Source organism: Lacinutrix iliipiscaria (genome assembly GCF_042686125.1).
In the GTDB taxonomy this organism is placed as follows: domain Bacteria; phylum Bacteroidota; class Bacteroidia; order Flavobacteriales; family Flavobacteriaceae; genus Oceanihabitans; species Oceanihabitans iliipiscarium.
On record NZ_JBHUOV010000001.1, the window covers coordinates 380,138 to 401,633 of the forward strand.

Genomic DNA, 21,496 nt, shown 5'->3' on the forward strand with positions numbered 1-21,496 from the left:
CAATGCTTGAAGAGTACAAAAAAACTCATAAAAAGGCCATTATTCAATATATCACTATTGATCAAAAAGGAACTGTCCTTGAGTCTGACGATGTTTTTTATTCAAGTATTATAAAACAAAACATTACTCGTTTACATCCATTTTTTGAAAGCATCCATCCTTTACTTAAAACGACAAACCAAGAGTTTCTCTTTTCGTGTATTCATTTAAATATAAACGAGCAAACCATCATTGCAGATATCACGTTTAAAACCTTTGATGAAAAAAAGGCTTCATTAATAATTATTCAAGATTTAACGACACATTACAATAATTATCAACTCACAGCTCAGATAAGAAATGAATCTGTGATTAATTCACAAGTTCTTGAATTAAAAAACAACTATTTAAAAGAAAAAGAAGAATTTAAAAATCGTTTCATTGCTAATTTTAGTCATGAAATTAGAGAACCGCTTTCTGGTATAAGTACGTTTGTGGATATTTTAAGTAAAACGAATTTAAACTCAGAACAAAAAGACTACGTCAATATTATTAATACGTCTTCAAATCATTTAAGACATATGATTGAAGACATATTAGACATTTCTAAAATTGAAGCTGGTAAACTTAATTTAATAGAAGAGCCTTTTAACTTTAAAGATTTTCTTAATGAAGTTATTTTTTCATTCAAAATAAAAGCCCAACAAAAAGGACTAGCCTTTGAAAGCCATTTAGGTTCAAAATTACCCGAACACCTTATTGGAGATCAGTTCAGATTAAAACAAATACTTCGAAACTTACTTGACAACGCATTAAAATACACGCCTAAAGGAACTATTGCTCTTAATGTTTCTTTAAACCAAGTTAGAGCGAATAAAGCCAATATTCATTTTGAAATATCAGACACAGGAATTGGTATTGAAAACGAAAATCTAAATACTATTTTTGACAGTTTTACGCAATTAAATGAGGAGCAACACCATAAAGGCACAGGCTTAGGTTTGTCTATTGTTAAGAATTTGGTTGAGCTAATGAGTGGTAATATATCTGTTGATAGTGAGTTTAATAAAGGCACCACTTTTGCCCTAAATATTAGTTTTAAAATAGAGCATTCTATTAAGAAAAGTGCCTTAAAAAACAGTCCAGAGCAAGAGGAAACTACAGCTACAAAAAAGCACAATATCCTATTAGTTGAACATTCAGAAATTACACAGCTTTCTGTTCTTAAAATTCTAGCCAGTAAAGGTCATTTTTACTTAGATATTGTTTCAGATCCTGCAGATGTTATTCCAACTATTGAAAATCAAAATGTAGATTTAATCTTAATGGACATTAATCTTCCAACAACTTCTGGAGACGAATTAGCTCTAAAAATTAGACAACTTCCTGAAAGGGAGCATAAAAAAATTCCTATTATTGCCTTAACAGGAAAAGTCTTTCCAGAAGATTTAAAACGCTATAAAAAAGCAAAGATTAATGCTGTTATCGCTAAGCCTTTCGATGAAAAAAGCTTATTAAAAACTATCAATAAGTATCTAAAATAAAAAAAGACGAACTTAAATAAGTCCGTCTTTTTTATACTTCAAAACTCGTATTATTTGTTCATTTGCTTAATGGCTTCAGTAAACGTATCTAAATCTGCGCCATTACTAATTAAAGTTAAAGCCTTATCTACTATATACTTTACATTGACTGCAGAAAACCCTAAACCAACTGCAATTTTACGCAGTACAACCTCTTCATGTTCGCCTTTTATATGGTCAACATAAACCATTCTTGCCAAATCATATAAACGTTCTAAACGCACATCATATGAGGTTGGAGGATTAATTGGGTGAGACGCGTAATCCTTTAAAATGCTTTTATAATCGGACTCGCTTATATCTAAATTTCTAGCCAAACGATCTAAAAAGGCTTTTTCATCTTCTGATATCACACCATCATCCATAGCAACTCTTACAATTGCTGCAAAATGATCTTCATTACGCTTTTTAAATCCACTATCGAATAAATCTGAAATTGACATATTATATTATTTTTTGTAATGCAAAGATAGATAATCCAAAGCCTTTTTAAAACAATATTTATTGCTTTTTTTATGGCATTCCTTACCTACGCTAAAGCTTAGGTAAGTCGTGCTTTCAGCAGTCGCTTTTTTTTACAAAAAAGAGCTCCAACAAAGGCTTCAATCACTAATGCATAACCAACTCAAATAGCGTTAAACTTCTTGAACTTAAATTCCCAAAAAACACAGAAAAAAATACAGGTTTATTCATGGTAAAAAAAATGTAAATTTTATCTTTACCCAAAATAAATAGTCTTGAGTAAATCACTTCTCTCGCAAACCTACGCACAGTCTTTGCAAACGCAAAAACTGCAAACTGCTATTGCCCAAAACGAATCTAAAACACATATAAAAGGCCTTGTTGGCTCTTCACTATCTTTAGTCGTTACAGAAAGTTTTAAGCAAACAGACCTGCCCTACCTCCTCGTTTTTAACGATAAAGAAGAAGCCGCTTTTTACCTCAACGATTTTGAAGTTCTCATTAACAATAAAGATGTGCTTTTCTATCCTGGAAGTTACAGGCGACCATACCAAATAGAAGAAACAGACAATGCAAATGTGCTCCTTCGTGCAGAAGTTTTAAATCGCATCAACTCGCGTAAAAAGCCAGCCATAATAGTCACCTATCCTGATGCGCTTTTTGAAAAAGTGGTGACACGTCGTGAACTTGAAAAAAACACGTTGAAAATTTCGGTGCATGATGATTTGTCCATAGATTTTGTAAACGAAGTCTTATTTGAATATAAGTTTAAACGTGTCGATTTTGTCACAGAACCTGGTGAGTTTTCAGTTCGTGGTGGTATTGTTGATGTGTTTTCATTCTCTTATGATGAGCCTTATAGAATTGAGTTTTTTGGCGATGAAGTCGATAGTATTAGGACCTTTGATGTTGAAACACAACTCTCTACAGAGCAAATAAAAAAAATAAGCATCATCCCAAATGTAGCTAATAAATTTCTAGAAGAAAGCCGACAAAGTTTCTTGAAGTATATAGCTCAAAAGACTGTTGTTTTTACAAAAAACTCAGACTTACTCTTTTCAAGAATAGATTCACTTTTCGAAAAAGCATCAGAAACTTTTAAAACACTTTCAGCAACTATTAATCATGCAGAACCTGAAGAATTATTCTGTAACGCAACTGTTTTAAAAAAGCAACTCCTCGATTTTACTCAAGTAGAATTTGGGACTTCAAGTGTGTTTAGCAATCAGACGATTTCTTTTAATACTATACCTCAACCCTCTTTTAATAAACAATTTAATTTATTAATAAACGACTTAAATACAAACCATAATAAAGGCTATACCAATTATATTGCTTGTATTACAGAGCAGCAAGCTAAACGCTTTCATGATATTTTTGAGGACGTTGAACAAGACGTGCATTATAAAACAATTGTGTTATCCTTATATCAAGGGTTTGTAGATCATGAGCATCGCATCATTTGCTATACAGACCATCAGATCTTTGAACGCTATCATAAATTTCATCTTAAAAATGGATATGCCAAAAAACAATCTATAACTTTAAAAGAGCTTACAAATCTAGATATAGGAGATTATGTTACTCATATAGATCATGGTATTGGAAAGTTTGGTGGTTTACAAAAAATTGATGTCGAAGGCAAAAAACAAGAGGCCATAAAATTAGTGTATGGCGAACGCGACGTGTTGTATTTAAGCATTCATTCACTCCATAAAATCACTAAATTTAATGGAAAAGACGGCAAACCTCCTAAAGTTTATAAACTAGGTAGTAAAGCATGGAAAACACTAAAACAAAAAACAAAATCTCGTGTTAAAGAAATTGCTTTTAATCTTATTAAGGTCTATGCCAAACGCAAGCTTGAAAAAGGCTATCAATACAAACCTGACAGCTACTTACAACATGAGTTAGAAGCCTCTTTTATTTATGAAGACACACCAGACCAAAGTACAGCGACTGCAGATATAAAAGCAGATATGGAAAGCGAACGACCAATGGATCGATTGGTTTGTGGTGATGTTGGTTTTGGCAAAACTGAAGTCGCTATTAGAGCAGCTTTTAAAGCAGTAGATAACGGAAAACAAGTGGCTGTTCTAGTGCCAACAACCATTTTAGCTTATCAACATTCGCGAACGTTTGCTGAACGCTTAAAAGAATTCCCTGTTACAGTTGATTATTTAAACCGATTTAGAACAGCTAAAGAAAAGCACATCACTTTAGAAAAATTAGAAAAAGGACACGTCGATATTATAATTGGAACTCATCAATTAGTCAATAAAAATGTGAAATTTAAAGATTTAGGGTTGCTCATTGTTGATGAAGAACAAAAGTTTGGTGTCGCTGTAAAAGAAAAACTAAAAACCCTTAAAGACAATGTTGATGTTTTAACACTTACGGCTACTCCAATTCCTAGAACGCTTCAGTTTAGCTTAATGGCAGCAAGAGATTTATCTGTGATTACAACTGCGCCTCCTAATCGTTATCCTATAGAAAGTCACGTGATTCGCTTTAGTGAAGAAACCATTCGAAATGCCATCAGTTATGAAATTCAACGTGGTGGACAAATTTTCTTCATTCATAATCGAATTGAAAATATTAAAGAAGTTGCTGGTATGATTCAGCGTTTAGTTCCTGATGCGAAAATTGGTATTGGTCATGGTCAACTCGATGGTAAAAAATTAGAGCATCTTATGCTAGCCTTTATGAATGGCGAATTTGATGTGCTCGTTAGTACAACCATTGTCGAAAGTGGTCTAGACGTGCCAAATGCCAACACTATTTTTATTAATAACGCTAATAATTTTGGGTTGAGTGACTTACACCAAATGCGTGGACGTGTAGGTCGAAGCAATAAAAAAGCATTCTGTTATTTTATTACGCCAGAATATTCTGCAATGACTAATGATGCTCGAAAACGAATTACAGCTTTAGAGCAATTTACCGAATTAGGTAGTGGCTTCAACATTGCAATGAAAGATTTAGAAATTCGTGGTGCTGGAGATTTACTTGGTGGTGAGCAAAGCGGATTTATTAATGATATTGGTTTTGACACCTATCAGAAAATTTTAAATGAAGCTATTGAAGAACTCAAAGAAAATGAGTTTAAAGACCTCTATCAAGACGATAAAAAAGAAAAAGAATTTGTTAAAGACATAACGATTGACAGTGATTTTGAATTGCTTTTTCCAGACGATTATATCAATAATATTACCGAGAGATTAAACCTATATACTCAACTTAATACGATTAAAACGGAAGAAGAACTTATCACTTTTGAAACGCAACTTATAGATCGCTTTGGTGAGCTTCCAACTCAAGTCGTAGATTTACTAAATTCTGTGCGATTAAAATGGATTGCTACAAAATTAGGCTTAGAAAAAGTCATTATGAAAAAAGGCAAACTTGTTGGCTATTTTATTAGTGATCAACAGAGTAAATTTTATCAAAGTGCACATTTTACAAAAGTATTACAATACATTCAAACCCATCCACAGGATTGCAAGATGAAAGAAAAACAAACAAGAATTGGATTGCGATTATTACTTACTTTTGAGAAAATCAATTCTGTAGAAAAAGCATTAAGGGCTTTAAAACCTATTTTGGCATAATCGTTGTCCTATTAGAAGAAACACAAATATAATGACTAAAACATTACTTTTTTTATTGGCTTTACTCCCTAACTTGCTAGTCGCCCAACATAGCATTAAAGGGACTTTTACTCCTGCTGAAGAATTTAAATTTGTTATTTTATATCAAGTAACGCCAACAACATCAATTTATGTGAAAAGTGCAGAAATTGATAGCTCTGGTAAATTTGAATTTAAACTAGACTCTACCAACACAAAAGGCATGTATCGCTTGGTTTATGCTTTGCCTCAAGAAGATTATAATTTTGATATTATTTATAACGCCAAAGAAGATGTTGAACTCCTTTTTAATTTAGACGATGGTGTAACGTTCATCAGCTCTCAAGAAAACATACTTCTTAATTCATATTCTAAAAGTATTCAGCTAGTTAGCGAAAGTATAAACACCTATTTTACGAGTTCAGAACAAAATAAAAAAACGTTTAAAAAAACGTTTGAGGTCCTCTCAGAAACACAAAATGAATTTGAAAAAGCTTCTGAAGGTATGATGGTTTCTGATTTTATAAAAGCTAGCAAACCTTATATACCTTCCGAAATGGAAGATGCTGAAACTTTTTCAAAAAAATTAAAAAACAACTATTTTAAGAATATCGACTTTAGTAACAAGACACTTCAAAGCTCAAATTTTTTAATCGAAACGGTTTTGAATTATGTGTTTACGTTCACAAACCCTAAAGATGAAATCAATACTTATAAAGAAAATATCGATACAGTTGTTGATGCTATTGGCGAAAATCCTATCGTTAAAGAAATTATTCTTGAAGTGTTGTGGAATCAATTTGCAGACGTAAAAACAGAGCCTGTTGCTAATTATATTGCTGAAAAATATCTATTAGATATTGTAAAAAATGATAAAGCTTTGGTAGAAAAACTTCAGGTTTTTAAAAATACTTCAATAAATGAAATTGCTCCAGATTTTTCTTTAGAAGTTTCAAAAAACAATAACGTTAAGGTAATTAACCTTTATGATTATAATGAAGCTGTACAATATCTTATTGTATTTTGGAGTAGCACCTGTTCACATTGTCTAGAAGAATTACCAAAACTACACGAATACACCTCAACTTTAGAAGACAGAAAACTTAAAGTCGTTGCTGTAGCTTTAGAGGATGATATTTATAGATGGAAAGATAAGACTTATGATTTTCCTAACTTTATTCATGTGTTTGGCGAAGGTAAATGGGACAATGAAATTGGTAATGCGTATGGTGTGACTGCAACACCAACTTATTTTATTTTAGACAAAAACAAAAGGATTATTGCTAAACCTTATGATTATAACGCTCTACAAGCCTATTATAAGGAGCATCCTATTAAACTTGAAAAAGACGAACATTAAAAATGGTAAAATGCATTTTCTAAATGCTCAACCTCATACCCTTTTTCAAATTTTACAATCGCAATAATATCAAAACGGACTTCAACTTCTAAATGATTGGTGGTAATATATTTATCAACTGCTTTAACTAAACGCTGAATTTGTTTTGGTTTTACAAAATCTTGAGGGTTTCCAAAATCTTTTGTCGATCTGGTTTTTACTTCAATAACAGCAAGTGTATCGCCTTTTTGAGCAATAATATCAACTTCTGCTTTATCAAATCTGTAATTCCTTTCCAGAATAGAATACTTCTTTTGTAATAGAAAATCTACTGCAAGTTCTTCTCCTTTTTTACCAAGTTCGTTATGCTGTGCCATTTAATGTTTATAATTAGCATCAATATAATCAATTGCTTCTTGTTGAGTTAAAACGGCAAACTTTTTATAACGCTTATGAACATCTACAATTTCATCTAAAGCTTCCCGAACCAAGGATTTATTCTTCCAAGTATTTAAATGAGAAACAACTGTTTTTAAACACCCATTTTTATACGCTATTTGCCCAAGCACATGAACTAGTGTATTAGACACTCGTTTGGTATTGTCAAATTCTAAGGTTTTTAATAGTGGCAAAACATCTTGAGGATGTGTTCGCCCACGTAACTCTATACCATGACAAATCTCACGTCGTATTTCTTTATCCTCATGTTTTAAATACGTTTTCGCCCAAGCCAGAACATTTTCCGGGTTCTTCTCTCCCATTTTTTTAACAGAACCAATAACTGCATTTCTTACAGAATGATGTGTATCAAATAAACCAATATCAAAAAAAAATTGTACTTTATCAAAATGAAATTTTCCAATTTCACCAGCAGCATTAACAACTGTTTGGCGCACTTTCTCTTGATTAGAGTTTAGAAGTGTTTTTAAAGTTGAAAGCATTTGCTTTTGTAAATGAGGTTCAGCATAAAATATTTTTCCCATGGCTAAATAGCCTGTTTTACGAATGTAGGTGTCTTCGTCTGAAAAATATAAAATGATGTTTTCTGTATTTTTAGACCTCAAATCATATGCAATATCTGTGTTGATTTTATCAACTAAAAGAGTACGTTCTTCTTTAGATAAATCGTAGAAAGCCATAATGCATTTTTAATTTTTAAAAACTATCGTGCTTTTATCCTTTCCAACAGAAATAGTAGCATCTCTGCCTAAAATCAACGCACGATTATCTTTTTCATGACCAGATGGCACATTAAAAACAATAGGGAAATCATATTCAGATAATGCATCTAAAATAAGTTGTTCAATAGGTTTTCCCCAAGGCGTTGTGTTTTTTCGCATTTTACTCATATCACCAACCATTAGGCCTTTACAGTTTTCAAAATAACCTGCACGTTTAAGACTTTGCAACATACGATCAATATGGTATTTGTATTCACCAATCTCTTCAATAAATAAAATTTTACCAGAGGTGTCTATACTAGTTTTAGAGCCTAGCATCGTATGTAATATGGTTAAATTTCCCCCAACTACAGGTGCTGTAATTTGACCCACTTTATTATAACTAGAGCCTTCTAAAGTGTAACTTATAGCTACTCCAAAAAGAGCGTCTTTAAATGTATTGATAGAGGTTTCTATTTCATTCAAATCTTTGGTTAAACTCACACACATTAATGCATGTAAAGACTCAAAACCTTGATTATGTATCTGATTATGTAAGGCTGTAATATCACTATAACCAATAACCCATTTAGGGTGTTCCTTAAATTTAGCATAGTCTAATCGATCTAAGATTCTAACTGTTCCATAACCTCCACGAGCACACCATATAGCACTAATTTTTGGGTCATCAAGAGCCTTTTGAAAATCCTCGCAACGTTCAGCATCAGTGCCTGCAAAATGATAGTCTTGACTAAATACATGTTCGCCAACAACGACATTTAAATTCCAACTCTTAAGTAAAGCTTTGGCTTGTTCAACTTCATCATTTCTGTTTTTCAATATTCCTGAAGGCGCAACAATAGCTACAGTATCTCCTGCTTTTAAGTATTCTGGCTGTATCAATGTAATCGTATTTTTAGCACTCAAATCTTGTGCTGCAACCTGCTTTATTCCGAAGAACAACACAACACAACATAATTGTAAGATGAATCCTTTTTTAGACATATTGTAAATGTACATTTTTTTTTACACGTTTAAATTTAATATTTATCTAAGCATAAATTAAATATAAAATCAAGAACGTGAACAACCACAACGTTCTCGAATTAAAAATTTTAAACAATCCTCAAGTAAAGCAATGTCTAAAATTTATAAATACTCGTTTCTGAATCGCTATCAAAATGCGTACTTTTGTGGCTTCAAATTAAATTAACATCCTTTTATCTCCTCGAGCGCAGTCGAGAGATTTAAATTAGGTCTCGACTGCGCTCGACTTACATATATAAAAAAATGAATACTTCAAAAAGATATACCATTACAGCAGCTTTACCTTATACTAATGGACCCATTCATATTGGACATTTAGCAGGTGTTTATGTGCCAGCAGATATTTATGCTCGCTATTTACGTTTAACAGGCCATGATGTTGCCTTTATGTGTGGTAGTGATGAGCATGGTGTGCCTATTACAATCAAAGCAAAAAAAGAAGGTGTTTCGCCACAAGATATCGTAGATAAATACCATGCAATAATTAAAAAATCTTTTGAAGACTTCGGAATTACTTTCGATAACTATTCGCGTACTTCGGCTAAAATTCATCATGATACTGCATCAGAATTTTTCACAACTTTGTATGATAAAAATGAATTTGTTGAAGAAATTACCGAACAACTTTATGACGAAGAAGCGAATCAGTTTTTAGCCGACAGATTTGTTATTGGGACTTGCCCGAAATGTGGAAATGAAGAAAGTTATGGCGACCAATGTGAAAACTGTGGTACAAGTCACAATGCTACAGATTTAATTAACCCGAAATCTGCGATTACTGGAAACACACCTTCTCTAAAACAAACAAAACACTGGTTTTTACCTTTAAATAAACATGAAGATTTTCTAAAAGAATGGATTTTAAAAGGCCATAAAAAAGATTGGAAGCCCAATGTTTACGGACAATGCAAATCCTGGATTGATGATGGTTTGCGTCCAAGAGCTGTAACCAGAGACTTAGATTGGGGAATTCCAGTGCCTCTAGAAGGTGCAGAAGGCAAAGTCCTTTATGTGTGGTTTGATGCTCCTATTGGGTATATCTCTGCAACCAAAGAATGGGCAGAACGTGTAGGAAAAGATTGGGAGCCTTATTGGAAAGATAAAGAGACTAAGCTTGTTCATTTTATTGGTAAAGACAATATTGTATTTCATTGTATTATTTTCCCTGCGATGCTCAAAGCGGAAGGGTCTTATATTTTACCAGATAATGTCCCTGCAAACGAGTTTTTAAATCTGGAAGGAAAAAAATTATCTACTTCAAAAAATTGGGCTGTTTGGTTACCAGACTATTTGGAAGACTTTCCAAATCAACAAGACGTATTGCGTTATGCATTAACAGCAAATGCTCCCGAAAGCAAAGACAATGATTTTACATGGAAAGATTTTCAAGCAAGAAATAACAATGAACTAGTTGCCATATTTGGAAACTTTATAAATCGTGTTGTAGTACTTACCAACAAATATTATGAAGGCATTGTCCCAACACCAAGTGAATTATCAAAAGTAGATGAAGACACTTTAGCTGCCATCAAAGCATATCCTAATGTTATAGCAAGCTCAATAGAACGTTATCGATTTAGAGAAGCCTCGCAAGAACTCATGAATTTAGCTCGTTTAGGAAATAAATATTTAGCCGATGAAGAGCCATGGAAAGTAATTAAAGTAGATGAAGCACGTACTAAAACTATTATGTATGTCGCGCTACAAATCGCATCTGCATTAGCAACATTATCCGAACCGTTTTTGCCTTTTACTTCAACAAAACTAAAAGGCATCCTTTGCTATTCAACATTAGATAATCAACCTAGTTGGGAAGACATTTCTAAAGTAGAAACCTTACTCCCAGCCAATCATCAAATAGGAAAAGCAGAATTGTTATTTGGAAAAATTGAAGATAATGTTATATATTCGCAACTCGAAAAGCTAGAAAACAGCAAAAAAGCCAACGAAATTGCTAATAAAGTAGCAGAACCACAAAAAGAAACTATTTCTTTTGAAGATTTTACAAAATTAGATATTCGTGTTGGTACGATTTTAGAAGCAGAGAAAATGCCTAAAGCTAAAAAGCTTTTGGTATTGAAAGTGGATACAGGAATTGATATTAGAACTATTGTTTCTGGGATTGCAGACAGTTTTTCAGCTGATGAGGTCATTGGTAAAAAAGTAACCGTATTAGTCAATTTAGCACCAAGAATGCTTCGAGGCGTAGAAAGCCAAGGCATGATTTTGATGACAGAAACACCAGAAGAGGGACTGGTTTTCGTTAATCCAGATAACAATAATGTGATAAATGGGCTGAAAATAAGTTAATAGCACAAATGAAAACAAGAATAGCACTAATTCCCCTAATTAGCCTACTATTATTGAGTTTTAAACCCTCTAACGAGGTGTCAACTGAAGCCATTTTAAAAGACTACTGGCTTCTTGAAAAAGTATCTTATGTCGAACCTGACATGTACGATAGAATCATCCTTTTTAATGATGTCACCAACTTTTGCTTTGAGCAAAGTTTATGGCGATTTAGCCCAACTAGTAATACTGGAACTTACGATATTAACGATTTGTATTGCTCTTATGGAAAACGTGATTTATCCTTTAACATTCAGAAAACAAACCAAAAAACTGGGCTTTACGATGTTATTTTAAAGACAGAAAACAAAAGTAAATATGGCAATCTTTTTAAAATAAAAGTCACTGAACTCAAAAAAAACAAAATGCAGTGGCGTTACAAAGTCTTTGTTAATGGAAAACCTTATACCATTCAAATGCATTTTATTAGAAAATAAATCAGTAATAATAGTCGAATTAAATGCATTATACTGTTTTTCGAATTGATTTAATCAATATAAACACAATACTATTTCAAGTTCTTTTTTAACACTACGTGGACAGGGGTTTTTCAAAACAAAAAAAGCCTAGGTCATTTAACCTAAGCTTTTTATATTTAGAAAATCTATTGTTATTTATTTCCTAGCATCAACAATTCATTGCAAACGACTTCGGTAATATACCGCTTCTCGCCTTCCTTATTTTCATAAGAACGATTTGTTAGTTTACCTTCAATAGCAACTTCCTTTCCTTTAGTGACATACTTCTCAACTATTTCTGCTGTTTTTCCCCAAGCCACAACATTGTGCCATTGCGTGTCTGTTACCTTTTCGCCTTGCGCATTTTTGTAACTTTCATTTGTAGCAATTGAAAATTTCGCAAGTGTTTTTCCTGATTCAAGATTGATGATTTCTGGGTCATTTCCTAAGTTACCAATCAACTGTACTTTGTTTCTTAATGTGTTCATGTGTTCTAATTTTTAATGTTAAACAGTTAATACTATCGAGTTCTTATGTTTCGACAAGGCAAAGATGCAACCACTTACAAATGTTATTCGGTTATTAAGTATTTAAATTCGTTTGTAAATGTTTGTAGTCGTTTGTAAACGAATATTTTTTTGTAACTTAAGGCATCTCATTTCAACTACTATGAAACAAAGAAGCGAATTACTAGCCTTTATAATTCTTCTGCTTTTTAATTGTAAATCAACAACAATTAAGACAAAAGACTTAAACCCAAAGGTGATTAGCACCATTAATCAAGTCATTGCAGAAAATAATATTCCAGGTTTAACTTTTTCTATTATTCACAAAAACGGACAAACAGATAACTATGCTGCTGGGTTTTCTGATATCGAAAAGAAAATCACATTAAAAACAGATCATACATTTTTCTCTGGGAGTATAGGAAAAACATATACTGCTGCACTTTTAATGCAATTAATTGATAAAAAACAAATTGAGCTGAGTGATATTTTCATAACCTATTTTCCAGGTCATGAATGGTTACATCAAATTCCTAATATAGATGATATTACAATTGGTATGTTATTACAACACACAAGTGGTTTGCCTCGTTATGTATTAAAACCAGAAATCTGGAAACAAATTGATGAAGACCCAAATAAAGTGTGGACCTACAAAGATCGATTGGCTGTAGTTTTTAATGACAAACCAGTGCATGAGGCTGGAAAAAGCTGGTCGTATTCAGACACTAATTATATTCTTCTTGGCATGCTGATTGAAAAAGTTACTAAAAATAATTATTACGACTTAGCAGATTATCAAATTCTAAAACCTTATAACCTTAATCAAACTTATCCTTCTTTAAAACGTAACATTCCAAATCTTGCTGTTGGCTATTCAAAAATGCCTCCTGCTTTTCGTGTTCCTGAAAAAACGGTTGAAGCTGGCTCTTATTTTTTCAATCCTCAACTTGAGTGGACTGGTGGAGGAATGGCATCTTCTACACCTAATTTAGCCAAATGGGCTAAATTATATTATTCTGGAACTCCATTTTCAAAAAAAACTTTAGCTACGATTACTACCGAAAACCATAACGGTCATCATGTTATAGGAACCGACTCGTATGGCATAGGAACTTTTATTTATGAAACAAAACACGGCAAGGCTTTTGGTCACTCAGGATTTATGCCTGGATTTAATTCACTTTTCATTTATTATCCAGAATTAGAAATTGCTGCTGCTATTCAGATTAATTGTGATTATGCCGCTTCTGTGATAAACATGAATGAACTTATGGATGATTTAATTTCTCAATCATTAATACGATAAAATGGAGTATAATTTTAAATTGGCTATAGAGGTTTTATCACAAACACCTAAAACACTTCAATCTTTTCTAGGAGATTTATCTGAAGATTGGATACAACGCTTAAATATTATTTTAAATGATACTGTAAATAAAACGTTTCAACCTTTTGATAGATTTGCACAATTTGAAGCTTCAAAAGGAAAAACAATCCAACAACTACTTGATGAGTTTATTGTATTACGGCAACTCAACCTAGAATATTTAAACACTTTAACTATTTCTGAAACCCAATTGCAGCTAAAAGGAAATCATCCAGAATTAGGCGAAGTTGCTTTAAAACAATTATTAGCGTCTTGGGTAACACATGACTTAGGACATATAGCACAAATAGCAAGAGTACTTGCTAAACAATATAAAACAGAAGTTGGGCCTTGGAAAGCCTATATACCAATCTTAAATAAATAATGATGAAAAAAATTCTATTAACACTATGCGTATTAGCCTTTTTAAATACTAAGGCTCAAGAAAACACCATGAAGTTTACTGAAAACTCAACCTCTCCTCCTGCAAACTTAGATGAAGTCTCCTGGATTGCTGGTCATTGGAAAGGTGAAGCTTTTGGAGGTATTACTGAAGAGATTTGGAGTCCTCCTTTAGGAAATTCTATGATGTTTTCCTTTAAACTGGTTGTTAAAAACAAAGTGGTATTCTATGAATTAGGAGGTATAACCCAAGTTGGAGAAACCCTTTTGTTACAACTCAAACATTTTAACGCAGACTTTAAAGGCTGGGAAGAAAAGGATGACACTGTAGATTTTAAATTGGTGAAAGTCACTGAAAACAAAGTGTACTTCGATCAGTTTACTATTGAAAAAATTAGTGATAACGAAATAAATCTTTATGTAGTTCTTGCTGATGATGGCCAAGAGAAAGAAGTGAAATTTAATTACAAAAGACAATAATGAATTTTCACATTGAGACTGAAAGACTCATTCTTAGAGATGTGAGAGATTGCGATTTAGAAGGTATGTTTGAATTAGACTCTAACCCAGAAGTACATAAATACTTAGGAAACAAGCCTATTCATTCTAAATCACAAGCCCAAGTTTATATCGACAGCATAAAAGCACAATATGTAAAATATGGCATAGGCAGATTTGCGGTTATAGAAAAATCTTCAGGAGATTTTATAGGTTGGTCTGGCTTAAAATTTAACACTGGAGATCAAGAACGTTTGGGAGAAAAACGCGATTTCTATGATATTGGTTATCGGTTAATTCCACGCTACTGGAACAAAGGCTACGCAAGCGAATCTTCAATAACAACACTTGATTATGGGTTTAGAAAATTAAACCTAGAAACCATAGTTGGCGCAGCTGAAACCGAAAATATAGCTTCAAATAAAATACTTAAAAAAATAGGTTTACACTATGTTGAAACCTTTCCGCATGAAACTGTTCTAATAAATTGGTATGTCTTAAAACAAAATGAATATGAAAAAACAATGTCCTGAATGTGGTGATAAGATTGTAGGCCGAATTGATAAAAAATTCTGTAGTGATGCTTGCCGAAATGCCTATAATAACAAAGTCAATAAAGACAGTAAGAATCTGATTCGCAATACAAATAATAGATTGCGAAAAAATTACAGGATTCTTGAGTCACTAAATCCTAATCAAAAAACCAAAACATCTAGAGCCAAACTTATAGAAAAAGGCTTTGATTTTAATTATTTCACAAGTATTTATACTACCAAAGCAGGAACTATATATTACTTTGTATATGATCAAGGTTATTTGCCTCTAGAAGGTGATTATTATGCGCTAGTAAAAAGAGAAAATTAATCTTATTTCCAATTCTGACCTTTTAATTGCATGGCAGCAATTAGAATGTCTTTTTGACTAATTTGACCAATTAATTTTCCTTCTTGCACAATTGGGAAACGTCTTCGTTTAGATTCCAAAAATTTATTAGCCGCATCAAAAACATTCATGTTACCATCAATAGTTTCAACATTGGTAACCATTCGCTTTTCAACATTGTCTTGAGCCATTGGCATATTATAATAACGACTATCACTTATTTGCTTTAAGCAATCACCTTCACTTATTATACCTACTAATTCGTTATTATCATTAACTACTGGTCCTCCAGAAATCTTATGACTAATAAGTGTTTCTATAACTTCTTCAACCGATTGTTCTGGTTTAAAAGTCACCAGATTAGTACACATATAATCACTTACCTTTAATGGTGTCTGATCTAAAACATTTTGTTGTTTTCTAGCACCTTGAAAACTTTTTATTCCCATAATTTTTAGCGTTTAATTCTCTTAAATATACTTATTATTAATGAGTTTTCCTAAATGATTAAAACCAGATATAATTTACTTATTTTTATACTTATAAAATTACGTACGCTTATTATGTTCAAAAAAATTATTGCTGTTTTACTTATTGGTTTAGCTATATATTGGAGTTTTGATGCTTTATTACCAAATACCATCTCAGATTTAGAAACTGCCAAAACTTCTTTTTCTACACAACGTGCTTTAGTTCATCTTAAAGAAATTTCTAAAAACGAACATTATCTTGGAAATCAATCGCATGCAGAAGTAAGAGCATATATTGTTAAAGAGCTTCAGAAACTAGGTTTAGAAACTCAAATACAAGAAGGGTATTCTATGAGTCAATGGGGAAATCTTTCAAAGCCTAAAAATATTTTAGCAAAAATTAATGGAAGTGATAACAGTAAAGCGTTGCTGTTGCTTACTCATTATGATAGTAATCCACATTCTTCTTTTGGCGCGAGTGATGCTGGATCTGGAGTAGTGACCATTTTAGAAGGTATTCGAGCATTTTTAGCTGAAAACAAAACACCAAAAAACGATATTATAATCCTAATCTCTGATGGTGAGGAACTCGGATTGAATGGTGCAGATATTTTTGTAAACCAACATCCTTGGGCTAAAGAGGTTGGTTTAGTTTTAAATTTTGAAGCTCGAGGTAGTGGTGGACCAAGTTATATGCTTATCGAAACCAATCAAGGTAACGCAAACCTTATGAAAGAATTTGTAAAAGCTAATCCTCAATTTCCTGTGGCTAACTCATTAGCTTATAGTATATACAAAATGCTTCCTAACGATACAGACTTAACTCGTTTTAGAGCAGATGGTGATATTGATGGATTTAATTTTGCTTTTATTGATGATCATTTTGATTACCACACAGCTTTAGATACTTATAATCGCCTAGACAGGAACACACTTGAACATCAAGGCTCTTATCTTATGCCGCTACTCTATCATTTTAGCAATGCAAACCTCAATAATATTAAAAGTTCTGAAGACTATATTTACATTAATGTTCCTTTCTTTAAAACTATTATTTATCCTTTTTCATGGATTATTCCTATGCTTTTAATGGCTATGGCTATCTTTCTTGCTTTAATTACTTACGGATTTAAACGTGAGGTTTTTATTGCAAAAGACATTTTAAAAGGAGCCATTCCGTTTTTGGCTAGCATAATTATAAGTGGTTTAATTGGTTACTTTGGTTGGGAAGCTTTAAAGTACATTTATCCTCAGTACAATGAAATGCTTCATGGCTTTACCTATAATGGTCATAGTTATATTAGTGCATTCACCTGCATAACTTTAGCCATTTGCTTTTTCTGTTATCATAAACTTCCTAATTCAAATGGTACTGCTAATTTATTGGTTACACCTTTATTCTTTTGGATAGTCATCTGTGCTATTGTTGCTGTTGAATTAAAAGGTGCTAGCTTTTTTATAATTCCAGTCTTCTTTGGTTTATTAAGCTTGTTTTTAATGATTAGGCAAAAAACACCAAACCTTGTTTTGTTAGCGCTTTTAAGTATTCCTGTTTTATTTATCATGTCTCCTTTAGTGAAAATGTTTCCTGTTGGTTTAGGCTTGAAGATTTTGTTTGTGTCTGCTATTTTAATTGCTCTAATCTTTGGTCTGCTTATAACTCTCTTTGGATTCTTTAAACATAAAAAACGCTGGTCTTACCTCTTTCTGTTTTTTGGAATTGGCTTTCTAGTCATTGCACATTTTAATTCTAAATTTACTGCTGAAAACCCAAAACCGAATAGTTTGTTGTATGTGTTAGATGCAAATGAAGACACTGCTGTTTGGGCAACTTACGATGATGTATTAGATGTTTGGACTGAAGAAAAATTAACTAGTAATCCAGACCAATCAAATATACTTTCAAAAAATACTATAGGTAGCAAATATAAATCTAGTTTCACTTTCACTAAAGAAGCCGCTTTAAAACCTATTGCAAAACCAAAAATTGAAATCTCACACGACACTATAATTAATGGTCAGAGACAAATTGCAATTTGTGTCACTTCACAACGAAACGCTGAGCGTTTTGAAGTCTTTTCAGATTCCTCTAATGTTTTTAAATCATTTATAGTTAATGGCATTGAAGCACATTTAGACGAGTCCACTGGAAATGTATTTGAACACAGGTTAAACAATCGATTATTTAGTTATTATGTCGCTGATAAGGAGCCTTTAGATATGATTTTAAAAGTTCCGTTAAATCAAAAAACCGAATTGCAAATCTATGAAGCGTCTTATGATTTATTAAAAAACGATTTATTAGGTGTACAGGAACGTCAAGAAAATATGATTCCAAAACCCTTCGTATTAAATGATGCAGTGGTGATTAAAACTAATGTATCAATAAAATAATTGGCAAAGCTTTAAGACTATCCTTTTATATTTTTTTTAGTTTTGGCTTCAGAAAAATAACACCAATGAAAAACATACTCTTAATTATACTTCTAGTTTCAAGTTATTCTATAAGTGCGCAGAACAATTCAGAATTAAAAAAACATTTTGAAGCTTACTACGAACAAATGAAAGCACAAGGTGATGTACAAGGCATTATCAATAGCTTAACACATTTAAATGTTATATCGCCTTCAAAAACAAGGCAAGATACTTTAGCTTATATATATATGAGTGAAGGCAAATACATTCAGGCTTTAAATACTATCGGAATTGACGCTAATCCTTCAGATTCTGATATGGCTGTAGAAGTAAAAGCACTGTCTTTAAAATCTATTAATCAGCCTGAGCGTGCGTTTCCTCACTTTGAAGAAATGTTTAAGCGTAATCCGAATGCAAATACAGCCTACGAATTAGCAGAATTAAGCTTAACTTTAAATAAATTTGAAGAAGCCACAACTCATATAAATTACGGAATAACACATGTTACTAACGATATGAATCGTGCTTTCTACGAAACTCAAAAACCTTATCAAGTTAGCCTTAAAGCTGCATTTTTATATTTAAAAGGTTTAGTGAAGTTTAATGAAAATAAAACGACCAACATTGATGTTGCAGTAGCCATTTTTGATCAAGCCTTAGCTATCGCTCCAAATTTCAATTTAGCTAAAATAAGTAAAGACGCATTATTGGCTCAAAAAAATCAGAATGAAAAGAAAAATTAATTTGAATTCTAACAAATAAAAAAAGGCAACTCAATGAGTTGCCTTTTTTTATTTTCAATATTATTTACCAAATTCTAACACGCTCTTCAGGAGCGATATACATGCTGTCACCTTCTTTAACATTAAAGGCTTCATAAAATGCATCCACATTTTTAAGTGGCATTGCAGCACGATACATTCCTGGTGAATGTGTATTTGTTTTTATTTGATTACGCATCGCGTCATCAGTATATTTCGTTCTCCAAATTGTTCCCCAAGATAAGAACAAACGTTGTTCTGGTGTATAACCATCAATGTTTTCTGGCCTTCCATTTTCTGCCATATACAATTGTAAGCCATCGTAAGCAGCGTTTATTCCGCCTAAATCTCCAATATTTTCACCTAGAGTAAATTCTCCGTTTAAGAACGTTTCAGGTAAAGCTTCAATAGCACTATATTGATCTGATAATTTTTTTCCTAAAGCCGTAAATTGTTCTAAATCTTTTTCAGTCCACCAATTATTTAAATTTCCGTCGGCATCATAACGAGCTCCAGAGTCATCAAAACAGTGTGAGATTTCGTGACCAATTACTGCACCTATTCCACCATAATTAACAGCTTCATCAGCTTGATAATTATAAAATGGAGGTTGTAAAATTGCAGCAGGAAATACAATTTCATTATAAGGTGGCATAAAATACGCATTCACAACTTGTGGTGCCATAAACCATTCGCTTTTATCAACTTCTTTTCCTAATTTATCTAAACCGTCTTTAAAATTCCAGATTCTTACATTTTGCATGTTACTATAATAAGAAGCACCATCTTCTAAGCTCTTTACATCTAAATCAGAGTAATCTTTCCATTCGTCAGGATAAGCAATTTTAACGTTCATTTTTCTAAGCTTATCTTTTGCTTTCTCCTTAGTTTCAGGAGTCATCCATTCAAGTTTATCTATTCTTTGTTCAAAAGCTAACATAATGTTTTTGATCATTTTTTCAGCTTTCGCTTTGGCTTCAGGCGGAAACTTTTTATCGACATATAATTTCCCTAAAGCTTCACCTATCGTACTGTTTAATGTTCCTAAAGCACGTTCCTCACGATCTCTTTGTTTTTTAGACCCTCTTAATTCTTTGCTGTAAAAATCCCAATTCGCTTTATCTATTTCGGTTGTTAAAAAATTGGCATTCCCATCAATTAGTGTCCAACGCAAATAATTTTTCCAGTCCTCTAAATTATTTTCCTTTAAGATATTATCTAGAGCTTTAAAATAACCAGGATCTGTAACAATTACAGTGTCTAATTCTTTAACTCCAAGACCTTTAAAGTAAGCTTCCCAATTAATTGAAGGTGTCATTTCCGCTAAGTCGCTCATAGATTTTGGATTATATCTTTTTCTTGCATCTCTACGTTCTTCTTTAGTCATTCGTGGTTCAGCCATACGTGTTTCGAATGCTAAAATTCGATCTGCATTGGCCTTCGCTTCTTCTTCAGAATCACCTATAAACTGTAGCATTCTAGCAATATGAGCACGATACTTTTCTCTTTTTGCTTTGGTGTCTTCATCTTGATCAACATAATAATCGCGACTTAATCCTAATGCGCCATTACCTAAATAACCTGCATTAAGATTACTGTTTTTTGGATGTGATCCAACTCCTACTCCAAAAAATCCGATTCCTCCTTTAGGTTCAGACTCAATAAGCAAACGTTGTAAATCATCTATATTTTTAATGTTATCAATTTTTGTTAAAGTTGCTTCTAAGGGCTTAATGCCTTGAGCATCTCTAGCAACAGTATCCATTATAGATTTAAAAAGAAAGACTGCTTTTTCTTGATCTGAACCTGGTAAAACCTCAATAGAATTCAAATCCTTATTATCAGACATTGCTGATTTTAAAATAGCTAAGGCATCTTCGTCTGTTTTCTTACGTAATTCGTCAAAACTTCCCCAACGTGTTCTATCTGAAGGGATTTCGTTGTTATCTAACCATGTTCCATTTACATGTCGAAAGAAATCGTCATTAGGACTAACTGACGTGTCCATATGATTTAAGTCAATTCCTGGAGCTTTTTCAACTATAGCAATCTCTTTTTTAGTGTCTTCTTTACAAGCAACTAATCCTAAAAAAGCAAATGCACTAAGTAGTGAGAGTTTTTTAAAGTTGGTTTTCATTTTTGTTTTAGTATTAAATTTAGACATACAATTTACTATTAAATAGACTC

19 protein-coding genes are annotated in these 21,496 nt (G+C 32.4%); 12 read left to right on the forward strand and 7 right to left on the reverse strand.

Annotation, left to right across the window (positions count from 1 at the left end; all coding sequences use genetic code 11):
- The first annotated feature begins 2 nt into the window (after positions 1-2).
- Positions 3-1,523, forward strand: a complete 1,521-nt coding sequence (locus ACFS5M_RS01640) for an ATP-binding response regulator (protein WP_183484857.1) — start codon at positions 3-5, stop codon at positions 1,521-1,523.
- A gap of 50 nt (positions 1,524-1,573) precedes the next feature.
- On the opposite strand, the gene ACFS5M_RS01645 is transcribed toward ACFS5M_RS01640, so the two are convergent.
- Entirely contained in the window at positions 1,574-2,005 is a 432-nt protein-coding gene (locus ACFS5M_RS01645) for a tellurite resistance TerB family protein (protein WP_183484860.1), read from the reverse strand.
- Between the two features lie 294 nt (positions 2,006-2,299).
- Here ACFS5M_RS01645 and mfd point away from each other — a divergent pair, with 294 nt between their 5' ends.
- Both mfd and ACFS5M_RS01655 read left to right on the forward strand, forming a co-directional pair.
- Positions 2,300-5,635 carry a transcription-repair coupling factor gene (mfd, locus tag ACFS5M_RS01650; RefSeq protein ID WP_183484863.1) on the forward strand — a complete coding sequence of 1,112 codons (3,336 nt, stop codon included), beginning with the start codon at positions 2,300-2,302 and terminating at the stop codon, positions 5,633-5,635.
- Between the two features lie 31 nt (positions 5,636-5,666).
- Complete coding sequence (locus tag ACFS5M_RS01655) at positions 5,667-7,013, forward strand: TlpA family protein disulfide reductase (RefSeq protein WP_183484866.1); 1,347 nt, start codon at positions 5,667-5,669, stop codon at positions 7,011-7,013.
- Here the strand turns inward: ACFS5M_RS01655 and ACFS5M_RS01660 are convergent.
- From ACFS5M_RS01660 to ACFS5M_RS01670, 3 genes are read right to left on the reverse strand one after another with little or no spacing between them, the layout of a single operon-like run.
- A complete protein-coding gene (locus ACFS5M_RS01660; protein WP_183484869.1) occupies positions 7,010-7,369 on the reverse strand; it encodes a YraN family protein in 360 nt (119 codons plus the stop codon). The genes ACFS5M_RS01655 and ACFS5M_RS01660 overlap by 4 nt on opposite strands.
- On the reverse strand, positions 7,370-8,131 hold the full coding sequence (locus ACFS5M_RS01665) for a HEAT repeat domain-containing protein (RefSeq protein WP_183484872.1): 762 nt from the start codon (positions 8,129-8,131) through the stop codon (positions 7,370-7,372).
- 9 nt (positions 8,132-8,140) lie between these two features.
- On the reverse strand, positions 8,141-9,157 hold the full coding sequence (locus ACFS5M_RS01670) for a S66 peptidase family protein (RefSeq protein WP_183487193.1): 1,017 nt from the start codon (positions 9,155-9,157) through the stop codon (positions 8,141-8,143).
- Positions 9,158-9,442: 285 nt separating this feature from the next.
- Between ACFS5M_RS01670 and metG the strand changes: the two genes are divergently transcribed.
- Both metG and ACFS5M_RS01680 read left to right on the forward strand, forming a co-directional pair.
- Positions 9,443-11,509 carry a methionine--tRNA ligase gene (metG, locus tag ACFS5M_RS01675; protein ID WP_183484875.1) on the forward strand — a complete coding sequence of 689 codons (2,067 nt, stop codon included), beginning with the start codon at positions 9,443-9,445 and terminating at the stop codon, positions 11,507-11,509.
- Positions 11,510-11,517: 8 nt separating this feature from the next.
- Positions 11,518-11,985 (forward strand): hypothetical protein, encoded by a 468-nt coding sequence (locus tag ACFS5M_RS01680; protein WP_183484877.1) that lies wholly within the window; start codon positions 11,518-11,520, stop codon positions 11,983-11,985.
- A 173-nt stretch (positions 11,986-12,158) separates the two neighbouring features.
- On the opposite strand, the gene ACFS5M_RS01685 is transcribed toward ACFS5M_RS01680, so the two are convergent.
- Positions 12,159-12,494 (reverse strand): single-stranded DNA-binding protein, encoded by a 336-nt coding sequence (locus ACFS5M_RS01685; RefSeq protein ID WP_183484880.1) that lies wholly within the window; start codon positions 12,492-12,494, stop codon positions 12,159-12,161.
- A 181-nt stretch (positions 12,495-12,675) separates the two neighbouring features.
- On the opposite strand from ACFS5M_RS01685, the gene ACFS5M_RS01690 reads away from it, so the two are divergent.
- The 5 genes from ACFS5M_RS01690 to ACFS5M_RS01710 are packed head-to-tail and all read left to right on the forward strand — an operon-like array spanning position 12,676 to position 15,645.
- Entirely contained in the window at positions 12,676-13,821 is a 1,146-nt protein-coding gene (locus tag ACFS5M_RS01690) for a serine hydrolase domain-containing protein (RefSeq protein WP_183484883.1), read from the forward strand.
- Between the two features lies 1 nt (position 13,822).
- Positions 13,823-14,266 (forward strand): DinB family protein, encoded by a 444-nt coding sequence (locus tag ACFS5M_RS01695; RefSeq protein ID WP_183484885.1) that lies wholly within the window; start codon positions 13,823-13,825, stop codon positions 14,264-14,266.
- A gap of 2 nt (positions 14,267-14,268) precedes the next feature.
- Entirely contained in the window at positions 14,269-14,763 is a 495-nt protein-coding gene (locus ACFS5M_RS01700; protein WP_183484888.1) for a DUF6265 family protein, read from the forward strand.
- Positions 14,763-15,314: a GNAT family N-acetyltransferase gene (locus ACFS5M_RS01705; protein WP_183484891.1), complete on the forward strand. Its 552-nt coding sequence runs from the start codon at positions 14,763-14,765 to the stop codon at positions 15,312-15,314. Before ACFS5M_RS01700 ends, ACFS5M_RS01705 begins: the two co-directional genes overlap by 1 nt.
- Positions 15,295-15,645, forward strand: a complete 351-nt coding sequence (locus ACFS5M_RS01710; RefSeq protein ID WP_183484894.1) for a hypothetical protein — start codon at positions 15,295-15,297, stop codon at positions 15,643-15,645. Before ACFS5M_RS01705 ends, ACFS5M_RS01710 begins: the two co-directional genes overlap by 20 nt.
- Before the next feature lie 2 nt (positions 15,646-15,647).
- On the opposite strand, the gene ACFS5M_RS01715 is transcribed toward ACFS5M_RS01710, so the two are convergent.
- Positions 15,648-16,112 (reverse strand): CBS domain-containing protein, encoded by a 465-nt coding sequence (locus ACFS5M_RS01715; protein ID WP_183484897.1) that lies wholly within the window; start codon positions 16,110-16,112, stop codon positions 15,648-15,650.
- A gap of 114 nt (positions 16,113-16,226) precedes the next feature.
- Between ACFS5M_RS01715 and ACFS5M_RS01720 the strand changes: the two genes are divergently transcribed.
- Both ACFS5M_RS01720 and ACFS5M_RS01725 read left to right on the forward strand, forming a co-directional pair.
- Entirely contained in the window at positions 16,227-18,527 is a 2,301-nt protein-coding gene (locus ACFS5M_RS01720; protein WP_183484900.1) for a M28 family peptidase, read from the forward strand.
- 65 nt (positions 18,528-18,592) lie between these two features.
- Entirely contained in the window at positions 18,593-19,291 is a 699-nt protein-coding gene (locus ACFS5M_RS01725) for a hypothetical protein (protein WP_183484902.1), read from the forward strand.
- Positions 19,292-19,355: 64 nt separating this feature from the next.
- Here ACFS5M_RS01725 and ACFS5M_RS01730 read toward each other — a convergent pair whose 3' ends face one another.
- Positions 19,356-21,446, reverse strand: coding sequence for a M13 family metallopeptidase (locus tag ACFS5M_RS01730; RefSeq protein ID WP_183487195.1), 2,091 nt, complete (start codon positions 21,444-21,446; stop codon positions 19,356-19,358).
- Between the last annotated feature and the right edge of the window lie 50 nt (positions 21,447-21,496).

What these genes read in the sequence shown, in the direction of transcription:
- ACFS5M_RS01640 (WP_183484857.1), top strand. Translation starts at nt 3, where the DNA reads ATGCTTGAAGAGTACAAAAAAACTCATAAAAAGGCCATTATTCAATAT.
- ACFS5M_RS01645 (WP_183484860.1), bottom strand. Translation starts at nt 2,005, where the DNA reads ATGTCAATTTCAGATTTATTCGATAGTGGATTTAAAAAGCGTAATGAA.
- ACFS5M_RS01655 (WP_183484866.1), top strand. Translation starts at nt 5,667, where the DNA reads ATGACTAAAACATTACTTTTTTTATTGGCTTTACTCCCTAACTTGCTA.
- ACFS5M_RS01660 (WP_183484869.1), bottom strand. Translation starts at nt 7,369, where the DNA reads ATGGCACAGCATAACGAACTTGGTAAAAAAGGAGAAGAACTTGCAGTA.
- ACFS5M_RS01665 (WP_183484872.1), bottom strand. Translation starts at nt 8,131, where the DNA reads ATGGCTTTCTACGATTTATCTAAAGAAGAACGTACTCTTTTAGTTGAT.
- ACFS5M_RS01670 (WP_183487193.1), bottom strand. Translation starts at nt 9,157, where the DNA reads ATGTCTAAAAAAGGATTCATCTTACAATTATGTTGTGTTGTGTTGTTC.
- metG (WP_183484875.1), top strand. Translation starts at nt 9,443, where the DNA reads ATGAATACTTCAAAAAGATATACCATTACAGCAGCTTTACCTTATACT.
- ACFS5M_RS01680 (WP_183484877.1), top strand. Translation starts at nt 11,518, where the DNA reads ATGAAAACAAGAATAGCACTAATTCCCCTAATTAGCCTACTATTATTG.
- ACFS5M_RS01685 (WP_183484880.1), bottom strand. Translation starts at nt 12,494, where the DNA reads ATGAACACATTAAGAAACAAAGTACAGTTGATTGGTAACTTAGGAAAT.
- ACFS5M_RS01690 (WP_183484883.1), top strand. Translation starts at nt 12,676, where the DNA reads ATGAAACAAAGAAGCGAATTACTAGCCTTTATAATTCTTCTGCTTTTT.
- ACFS5M_RS01695 (WP_183484885.1), top strand. Translation starts at nt 13,823, where the DNA reads ATGGAGTATAATTTTAAATTGGCTATAGAGGTTTTATCACAAACACCT.
- ACFS5M_RS01700 (WP_183484888.1), top strand. Translation starts at nt 14,269, where the DNA reads ATGAAAAAAATTCTATTAACACTATGCGTATTAGCCTTTTTAAATACT.
- ACFS5M_RS01705 (WP_183484891.1), top strand. Translation starts at nt 14,763, where the DNA reads ATGAATTTTCACATTGAGACTGAAAGACTCATTCTTAGAGATGTGAGA.
- ACFS5M_RS01710 (WP_183484894.1), top strand. Translation starts at nt 15,295, where the DNA reads ATGAAAAAACAATGTCCTGAATGTGGTGATAAGATTGTAGGCCGAATT.
- ACFS5M_RS01715 (WP_183484897.1), bottom strand. Translation starts at nt 16,112, where the DNA reads ATGGGAATAAAAAGTTTTCAAGGTGCTAGAAAACAACAAAATGTTTTA.
- ACFS5M_RS01720 (WP_183484900.1), top strand. Translation starts at nt 16,227, where the DNA reads ATGTTCAAAAAAATTATTGCTGTTTTACTTATTGGTTTAGCTATATAT.
- ACFS5M_RS01725 (WP_183484902.1), top strand. Translation starts at nt 18,593, where the DNA reads ATGAAAAACATACTCTTAATTATACTTCTAGTTTCAAGTTATTCTATA.
- ACFS5M_RS01730 (WP_183487195.1), bottom strand. Translation starts at nt 21,446, where the DNA reads ATGAAAACCAACTTTAAAAAACTCTCACTACTTAGTGCATTTGCTTTT.